At 67.9% G+C, this 8527-nt stretch carries 6 protein-coding genes and 3 pseudogenes; 3 read left to right on the top strand and 6 right to left on the bottom strand.

The window, feature by feature from the left end:
* Positions 1–543: 543 nt before the first annotated feature.
* Complete coding sequence (locus ACIBVL_RS42895; protein ID WP_399106668.1) at positions 544–1656, top strand: alkene reductase; 1113 nt, start codon at positions 544–546, stop codon at positions 1654–1656.
* A gap of 454 nt (positions 1657–2110) precedes the next feature.
* On the opposite strand, the pseudogene ACIBVL_RS42890 reads toward ACIBVL_RS42895, so the two are convergent.
* Positions 2111–3220 (bottom strand): annotated as a pseudogene (locus ACIBVL_RS42890) (hypothetical protein).
* A 732-nt stretch (positions 3221–3952) separates the two neighbouring features.
* Between ACIBVL_RS42890 and ACIBVL_RS42885 the strand changes: the two are divergent.
* Both ACIBVL_RS42885 and ACIBVL_RS42880 read left to right on the top strand, forming a co-directional pair.
* A complete protein-coding gene (locus ACIBVL_RS42885; protein ID WP_399106667.1) occupies positions 3953–4291 on the top strand; it encodes a thioredoxin family protein in 339 nt (112 codons plus the stop codon).
* A 113-nt stretch (positions 4292–4404) separates the two neighbouring features.
* Positions 4405–4695 (top strand): annotated as a pseudogene (locus ACIBVL_RS42880) (kinase); the annotation flags it as partial.
* A 551-nt stretch (positions 4696–5246) separates the two neighbouring features.
* Here the strand turns inward: ACIBVL_RS42880 and ACIBVL_RS42875 are convergent.
* The 5 genes and pseudogenes from ACIBVL_RS42875 to ACIBVL_RS42855 form a co-directional block, all read right to left on the bottom strand.
* Complete coding sequence (locus ACIBVL_RS42875) at positions 5247–5585, bottom strand: hypothetical protein (RefSeq protein ID WP_399106665.1); 339 nt, start codon at positions 5583–5585, stop codon at positions 5247–5249.
* A 407-nt stretch (positions 5586–5992) separates the two neighbouring features.
* Positions 5993–6248, bottom strand: a pseudogene (locus ACIBVL_RS42870) (transposase); the annotation flags it as partial.
* Positions 6249–6385: 137 nt separating this feature from the next.
* Entirely contained in the window at positions 6386–6880 is a 495-nt protein-coding gene (locus tag ACIBVL_RS42865; protein WP_399106663.1) for a GNAT family N-acetyltransferase, read from the bottom strand.
* A gap of 613 nt (positions 6881–7493) precedes the next feature.
* Positions 7494–7985, bottom strand: a complete 492-nt coding sequence (locus ACIBVL_RS42860) for a toxin glutamine deamidase domain-containing protein (protein WP_399106660.1) — start codon at positions 7983–7985, stop codon at positions 7494–7496.
* A complete protein-coding gene (locus tag ACIBVL_RS42855) occupies positions 7898–8455 on the bottom strand; it encodes an SMI1/KNR4 family protein (RefSeq protein WP_399106659.1) in 558 nt (185 codons plus the stop codon). The genes ACIBVL_RS42860 and ACIBVL_RS42855 overlap by 88 nt, the downstream gene beginning before the upstream one ends.
* Positions 8456–8527 lie beyond the last annotated feature (72 nt).

Here is an 8527-nt window from a genome sequence, read left to right as displayed (position 1 = left end):
GCGTCGGCGAAAGCGGCATGGGCCGCTACCACGGCCGGTACTCCCTCGAGACGTTCAGCCACCTCAAGGCTGTCGCGGACGTCCCGCTCAGCTAGCCTCGCGCTTTCGTGAAGCAGGCTGTCCGATGGGCGATCGTCCGGCGGAAGTGCCTCAGGCCGAGAATGAGGTGTCGGTCCTCTTCGCGGGGCGCGTCGAGGGAGTCGGTCGCGGCGCGGCCTGCAGACACCGATCCGTACCGATTCCGGCGGCGGCACCCAGGACTTCGTCACCTCGCTGGCTGCTGATCGTGCGCAAGAAGCGAACGCCCGTACTCCGGCGGGCAGTTGCGCTTGACCGGCGCCGACACCGACGCCGACGGCATGCGGCTCTCACCGCGTTCGCCGTCAACACCACCCACACCCCGGTCGCGGTCCTGGAACCGCGTCACCGCCGGCGGGCCCGCGCCCGCCCGAGGACCGCGTCCGCGCCTCCGCGGGGACAGCGTAGACCCCCTGCGTCGCAGGCCTTCATCCCGTTTCCCTCCGTATCACAGAAAGAAAACCCATGCCTGTCAACACTTCAGAAGTTTCGCGCGTTCCGTCGCTTTTCTCCCCCGTCTCTCTCGGGAAGATCGAGCTCGCCAACCGCATCGTCATGGCACCGATGACCCGGGTCCGGGCCGGTTCCTCCGGCATCCCCGGGGACCTGATGGTCGAGTACTACCGGCAGCGGGCGAGCGTCGGGCTGATCATCGCCGAGGGCACCTACCCCGACCACGCGTCGCAGGGGTATGTCGGTGAGCCGGGCATCGCCACCGACGAGCAGGCGGCCGGCTGGCAGCGGGTGTTCGAGGCGGTGCACGCCGAGGGCGGCCGCATCGTCCTGCAGATCATGCACGCCGGCCGCCAAACCCACCCCGACGTCAACGGTGGCCGCCGCATCCTCGCCCCCAGCGCGATCGCCAGGACCGGCGAGACGTTCACCGAGAAGGGCGAGCAGCCCTACCCCGTACCCGAAGCGATGACCACCGCAGAGATCCGTGCAACCCTGGAGGACTTCGTCACCGCGGCCGGCCGGGCCATCGAGGCGGGAGCGGACGGCGTGGAAATCCACGGCGCCAACGGCTACCTGCTCCACCAGTTCCTCTCCCCGGCGGCCAACCAGCGCACCGATGGATACGGCGGCTCGCCGCAGAACCGCGCCCGCTTCGTCGTCGAGGTCGTCACGGCGGTCGCCCAGGCCGTCGGTGCCGAGCGGGTCGGGCTGCGGATCTCGCCGGAGGTCGACTTCGGGGACGTCTTCGAGACCGACCGGGACGACGTCCTGGCCACCTACGGCACCCTGATGGACCAACTGCGCCCGCTGGGCCTGGCCTACCTCTCCGTACTGCACACCGAGCCGGGCGGCGACCTGGTACAGGAGCTGCGGCGGCGCTTCGACGGCAAGCTGATCGTCAACAACGGCCCCCTCGGGGGGCAGACCACCCGCGAGCAGGCGCTCCGGCAGATCGAGGCCGACCACGCCGACGCCGTGGCCGTGGGCCGGCCCCTCATCGCCAACCCCGACCTGGTCGAGCGCTGGCAGGGTGGCCACCCGGAGAACGAGCCCCGGCCGGAACTGTTTTACGGTCCGGGCGCCGAGGGCTACACCGACTACCCCTTCCTCGAAGCGGCTTGAGGCCCACGGTCACGCCTGTCCATGCGGCAGCCCCACTCACACATGGACAGGCGCCGGACCGGCGACACTGTGCCCGCCCCTGTGAGCCCGCGGTCACACCGGCGATCACCGGCTCGAGGACCGTCGGGTCCGTCAGGGCCTTGACGGTCGGCAGGTTCCTGGTCAGCAGCCTGCGTTCGGTGACCTCGTCGAGCACATCGCTCTCGTGCGTGACCACCGCGGCGGCCTTCGGCCACAAATGACGCCTATGACAGTTTTCCGGCGGCGACCCATTTACCAGGTCCGCCTTCCGTAGGGGAGTCCTTCGCCGATATCGGTCCCCTGGTTATGTTCATGAGAACGGACAGTAGATGTTCACCGCTTCGGGAGACACCACCGTCTGGCGCTGTTCGATTGCGGAGGCGTGATCACCCGACAGGTCGGAGGCTGAGCGTCGGCGTCCTCTGCCGGCTGGTCAGAAGAGGCGTGCGCGCATGTCCTGCGTCAGGTTCTCAAGGCTCTCGCGCAGCCACCGGCTGCGGACGGCTGGGAGCCGGACCAGAGTGTGGTGAAAAACTCCCGGGTCGTGTCTGAAGAGGCTGTAGGGATGCGGTGCGGGCGGATCGTCGCGTAGGACGCCGTCGGGCATGACACCCGACGCGGGGGCGGGCAGGTGTGGCTCGGGGAAGGCCAACCACCACCACACCCCGAACGGCAGGGGCACCAGGTGTGCTCAGGCGGCCGCGCTGGGCGGGGTCCACGTCTCCCCCGTCTGCGGATGGACCGGCACGATAAGGATGTCGACGTCCCCGTCGGGGGCTGGCAGCCCCGGTCCGGCCAGGACGGCGCGCCTCGCCGGCGGACCTGCGGGCAGCAGAGTGTCGAGGATGCGTTGGAACACGTCTTCGGTCAGGCCGCTCGGGACGGTCACCGGCCGGCCCTCCGACGCCGCCAGCAGGTGGGCGAGCGCCCGCCCGGCCGCCGCCTCCCACCGAGGGCTCCACGACCACCAGTGGTTCAACCCCAGCCGTGGTCCGTCCCAGGCGGTGATCGGCTCGAACGGAGGCGTGCCCTTTCCCTGCGCCGTCAGTTCCGCCCAGGAGAGCGGTGCGGCGTCGGTGCCGTCGACGGGGCGGCGGCGCACCGCGCCGGGGGCGAGCCACACCGCCTGCCAGAGCGAGCAGTCGTCGATTCTGCTCGCCACAGGCATGCCGCACGTCCCACAGGCCAAGTTGGGACCGTCAGCGCCGTCGAGGCCGCAGCAGTAGCCACCGCACTTCTCCGGGATCAGCACGGTGCCACGGACATCTCCGGGCGCGATGACCGTCGCGCCCGGCGCGCCGTCGGACAAGAAGTGGACCGGCGCGTAGATGCCGCGCGCGGCCGCCTCGTCCGGATCGATCTCCTCCCACCTCCGCCACGGAGGCCCCGAGGACTCCGGCTCCACGGCGAACGTGCCCGACTCCATAAGGACCGGGAGCTGAATCCCGTTCCCGTACTTCTGATGGGCGTGGACTGGCAGGACCACCTGGGACAGCGGGGCCGTCAGCTCGGCACCGCACCCCACACACACGAAGACGAACAAATGCCCTCCGCTTGAAAACAGCATCGTGGCAGCTTGACGGCAGCCGTGCCATGGTGTTTCTCGTCCGCTGCGGAGCCCGGACGCCGCCACGACGTCGACAACGGACTTCAGCGCGAACGGCGGCGTCCGCCCTACGGCCGCGCCTCCCCGTGAGGCCCCGGTGGCCACCTCTCGGGCCACACCTCATGCAGCGTTCGAATCCTCGGTGTCGTGCTGCCTCCCGAAATAGTGAACATCTGCTGTCCGTTCTCATGAAACAGAGCCAGTCCCCGCCATACACCGGCGCCCATACCGTCCAGCCCGAACGCTGGGAACGGGGGTGACGAAAGGGGCTGTCGGTGGGGCGGGATCTGGGTCTGGACGGGGTGGTGGACTACTTCACCCTGTCCGGCGACGAGGCGGGCTGGTTACGGAACAAAGCGGCGCCACCAGGCTGGGCTTCGCCGTCCATCTGAAATTTTGCGGCGGCGACCTCGGAGGCGGTTCACGAGTTACTTGGCACCTGATTCGCCGCGCGTTAACGGCTCCCCAACCGGCGCCACCACTGGTCCCGGGCCCTTCACGCCGGAGGGCCCTGAGCCATGCCCGCAGTGGACAACAGACAGACGAAACCCTCATCCATGACTTTGGCTCACCCGCCCACCCGGGCAGCAGCGCAGGGCCGTTCCGGCCTGGCACACCGCGCGAGGGATGATGGGGATGGAATGACGGAGCGTGAGGTCAGGAGCTTCCATGGCGCAGCGGGTTCACCGACCCCTTGAGGACGCGGAGTTCAATTTCATCCTCGGGATGAGCGGAGTTCCGGTCCTCGCATACTTCACCGGGACATGGCCCAAGGCAATCGAGCCCTGCCGGGTGATGGACCTCGTCGTGAGGGACATCGCCGACGACTACACGGGCCGCCTGACGGCCGTCCGCGCCGACATCACGCGCTGTCCGGCCGCAACCGAGCGATACGGGATCACCGGAGCCCCGTCCTACGTCCTGCTGAAGGGGGGAGAGGCGGTGGCGCACGGCAAGGGGCCCATGACCGTCACCGAGGTACGGAAGCTCCTCGACGGCCACCTCTGAGCGGCCGCTGTGGAACGTGGTCGCGACGCCGTCATGTCTCGTCTATGGGAGCTGCGCCGCCTGAGACACCTTGGGGCTGAGGAACCCCCATAGGCCGCATAACACCATCCCGCATCCTCTACGCCGACCGCTATGGCGACATGCTCGCCCAACTGCGCGCCGACCACCGTGGTCCGACGCACGGCTACTACCTGGACGTGCCGTTCGACGAAACCCTCACCCGGCACGCCACCAAGTCGATCGCCAACCATGTCAACGAAACCCAGCTGCGCGACTGGTACCGGCCGAGCGACCTGCCCGACGGACTCGAGACCGTCATCAGCGCCGACAGCACCCTGCAGGAGACCGTCGCCCGCATCATGCTCGACACCGGCCTGGCCCACCTGCCCGCCATGAACCGCTGACCGGAGCACCGTGGCGCCCGGGGAGCGGTACAGGATCGCCCTGGTTGCGACCGCTTCCAGGCTGCCTCCGACGACGTCGACCGCCTGAACCAGGCCGCCGACACAGGCTTTGGCCACCTGCGTCGGCGGGCTCAGTACCGGAGATGCGTAGTGACGGCCCGGTGATCCCGTTTACGTAACTGTGGTCGCGGACAGCCAGAGCTCGTCAGTTGCTCGGGTTCCTCCACAGGTGCCGCTCCTCCAGGCTCCCGAACCGCACGTCGCCGCGTTCAAGGCGGACGAGGATGGGCCAGCGGTCCAACAGCCGCTCCCTCACATCCCGCGCGACGAGAGCTACTGCACAGAGTTGTAAGGCACGATCAGGAGGCCGTTGTTCTCACGGACTCGCTCTGTGTCGATGGCGAGAGGCGGCTCGTCGTCGCGTTGGCTGGCGGCGAGGAATGCCGCCGTGAGCTGTAGGGCTTCGTCGTGCTCCACCATTCGTCTCCAGTCCGTCGGCTCGACGGAGGCGCCCTAACCATCCTGGGATGATCTTCGCGTGGCTGGTGGGATCATTCCACGGCTTCAGGTGCTCCCTGCTCAAGCGCGAGGCGGCAGCGTTCAACCTGCTCGGCCACCTGCTCCATGAACCAGCGCATGATCTCGTAGGGGATGACGTGCTCGTCGTGGCTGTGGATGTGGACGGCCGGCTCCAGGCTCGGGTCCTCGTCGGGTATCACCGCCACCACGAAGGCAGCTCCAGGCAGGTGGGTCTCCGCGTTGGGAATGTCAGACCATGCAGGTGGCGCCGGGACGGCCTCGCTCAGCTCCACACACCAGGCGGCGTCCGGCAAGGCGTAGTGGAACTGGATGGCGTAGTGGCGGCCTGCATGAACGCGCAGCTCTGGCATGTCCGCAGGCTGCCACAGCTGCCACGTCGGAGTCTCCCGAGATCCGCTCAGCACCTGGTGCCGCCGCTCCACCGACCACTTGCGGGACAACTCTGGTCGTCCTCGACGTCGCGGCCGCGGACGACGACATCGCGCTCGCCGGGCTGAGCCTGGCCTTCAGATTGTCGGAGAGACCCATGGGTCAAGACCCCGTCGCCCCTCCACTCGCCACCTTGATCCAGGGACGCGGACCAGGGCGGTCAGGGGGTACGGGGGCGGGTGAGAAGCAGCGGTAGTAGGCGAGTTCACCGGTGGTGCGGTTGCGGCGGATCAGCAGCTGGCGGCTGCCGGGGCGGGGTTCGGCCGGATCGATGACCGCCCAGTCGTAGAAGCGGTGCCCATTGGCACCGACCCCGGCCGACCGCGACGACTTGCGCGTTTTCGATCCTCCCGGCGGTGCCGGTGTACTGGACGCTGGGCACCGACGGTGCGCGTGCCCTTCTTCACGTCCCCGGTCTCGTCGACCGCCAGCACTGCACCCTCGTCGCGCAGATGCTCCAGGACGCACTCGCGCACGTCATCGCGTACGGCGTCGGCATCCCATCGGGCCCGGCCGAGCAGGTGCTGCATGCCGTCCGGGGCGCCGGGTTCAACCCGGGTGAACCGGCCGGCTATCCGGCTCATCAGGCCGTCGAACGCTTCCTGCCCGCGAGCAGGGTCTACGCTGACCTGCGGCCACTGCAGGATCGTTAGTTTTCACCCACCGATGATCAGCGGTGGCCGCAGCCTTCCCGCAGCGGACGCACGAGCAGGATCGAGGCCTATGACTGAAGGTCGCGCTGGTACCAAGTGCCTGTCTTGCCGCCGAGATCGGCCGGGGTGGCAGGGCCAACGGGGACGAACCCGGCCTTGACCAAGACTTTCTGGGACGCGGCGTTGTCGTGGGAGGTGGCCGCCCGCAGTGTGCGCAGCCCGTGCCGCGCGGTCGCAATCCGGCACAGCTCCCGGACGGTCGCGGTCGCCACGCCGCGGCCGGCGACCCGCTCCGCGACCCGGTAGCCGAGTCTGGCAGTGCCGTCCTCCAAGTCGTACAGGTTGAACCTGCCGAGTATCGAGCCGTCCTCGGCAATGAGCATGTAGAAGGCGCAGACGCCGGCCTCCTGCTCGGCCAGCGAGGCGTTGTACCGGTCGGTGAACTGGTCGAAGAAGTCGTCGCCGCGGTCGGAGATCGAGGCAGCGAAGTATGTGCGGTTCGCCAGCTCGAAGGCCAGAACCGCCGGGGCGTGGCCGGCATGCAGCCGCTTCAGCTCGGGCATCGCCCGACTCTACCCAGATCGTGCGCTGAGGCCACCTGAGTTTCCGCCAGTGGCAGACAGCCCCAAGACCAGGGCACATGACGATCTACGGCTGGAGTATCAGCCTCTACGGCCCAAATGAAAGTCGCGTCACACGCGAGCAAGATTCCCGTGTGGTCCTGCCCGGAAGCGCCGTACATGAACTGAGCGCTGAGAGCGGGGTGCCAGGGCCATCGTCCGGCGATGACATGCCGTCAATCGAGCACAAGCGGCGGGTGATCAGCTCGCTGCGTCGGCACTGAAAGGCATTGCTCTGCTCGCCCGTCATCCGCCGCGATGTGGGTGACTTCATCGGGTATTGCGGGCTCACCGTGGTCGGGCTTCCGTCGACGAGCCCGAGATCGCGTACGAGTTGCGACACCCCGCTACACGTGGGGAAACCGTCCGCCTCGAGATCTCCGTCCACCTTCGGGTTCCGCGACGCCGACAACCAGCGCCTGCGCGCAGGCTGCATCATGACCTGTCGAGCCTGCGGGCTCCTCCGCACCGCTGGACTTTGAAAACCCACTTTCCTAAACAGCTGTATGCCCGATGCCCTCCAGGGAGGCGGACGTCGCACCGGGCGGGTCGGCTCTTATGCGGTGCTGTCGGCTATCTCGCGCAGGAGGCCTTTGTATTCCGAGTGGCCTCGCACGTAGCGGCATTCACCGCTCTTGGAATCGACGACAACTCCCGGGCTGCCACCGAACCTTGGTCTCCCGTTCGGAGCCGACGGAGTGACGGTGATCTGAAGCAGGTAGAGACCTGCCCTCGAAATTCCCCGAAAGAGGAACCCCCATCGTAATCCATCGGCTTCGGGAAGATTACGGGACACGAATTCCTGTGCAGCCAGCGTAGCGGCCTCCAGGGTGATCAGTGTGCACCCACTCCCCGCGTGCATGAACTCCCAGTGATCCCAATCCAAGTCCACATATCCGCCTGCCTGCCCGTCAAGGAACTTCACGTTCCCTCCGTGGTTCACTGCGTTGAAGAAGTGGCCTATGTCCGAACCTTCCTGCCAGGCGAAGATGACTCCTCGTGCTCCGTTGCCCGCCTTGAGCAACTCGTTCGCGACCCCGGGGGCCACTTTGCCACTTTCAATGGCCAGTCGTCCGGCGTGGCGCCCTCGGTCAGCCAGCACAGATGGTCGCCGTCGATAGAGTCGGCGAAGGGCAGGAACCCCCCGGGCTCGGGATAGACAGCCAGGGGATGATACTCAGGGAATCTGGCTCGCTGCCGCTGGTAGGTCTCCGCGTACCACTCGGCCCACGCTGCGAGCGCGTACTGGTCCTCGCCGAAGGGCATGTTGAAGCGCAGGCAGCCGCACCAGGAGCCGGCCCCGTGGCGCTCCATCAGTTGTATGTACTCGCCGGGCAGACGTGTACCCAGCCGTTCGTACAGCCGGTCCCAGTTGTGCTTGGTGTCTCCGGCGGCGGGACGAGCGCGATCAAAGTCTCCAGCACGCTGCCTGTGGTGAGCGCCGCCCCGCTGCTGAGCGGTTGGCTCCGGTCGCCGAGGCGGCGGTGTCCACGGGGTGTGATCCAGGTCGGTTTGCATGCCACTTCGGGCGGCCACTGGGCGCATGCCGTGGGCCACGAGACGGGCCAGCGTCGGCACGAGCGGGGTCGC

Origin of the sequence: Streptomyces sp. NPDC049687 (genome assembly GCF_044465285.1) — a bacterium.
Lineage (GTDB): Bacteria > Actinomycetota > Actinomycetes > Streptomycetales > Streptomycetaceae > Streptomyces.
Note: the sequence above shows the minus strand (reverse complement) of the source record. Positions and strands in the feature narration are given on the sequence as shown.

Excerpts from the sequence above, each read along its gene's own strand:
- ACIBVL_RS42865 (WP_399106663.1), bottom strand. The coding sequence starts at position 6,880 with ATGCCCGAGCTGAAGCGGCTGCATGCCGGCCACGCCCCGGCGGTTCTG.
- ACIBVL_RS42895 (WP_399106668.1), top strand. The coding sequence starts at position 544 with ATGCCTGTCAACACTTCAGAAGTTTCGCGCGTTCCGTCGCTTTTCTCC.
- ACIBVL_RS42875 (WP_399106665.1), bottom strand. The coding sequence starts at position 5,585 with ATGCCAGAGCTGCGCGTTCATGCAGGCCGCCACTACGCCATCCAGTTC.
- ACIBVL_RS42855 (WP_399106659.1), bottom strand. The coding sequence starts at position 8,455 with ATGCAAACCGACCTGGATCACACCCCGTGGACACCGCCGCCTCGGCGA.
- ACIBVL_RS42885 (WP_399106667.1), top strand. The coding sequence starts at position 3,953 with ATGGCGCAGCGGGTTCACCGACCCCTTGAGGACGCGGAGTTCAATTTC.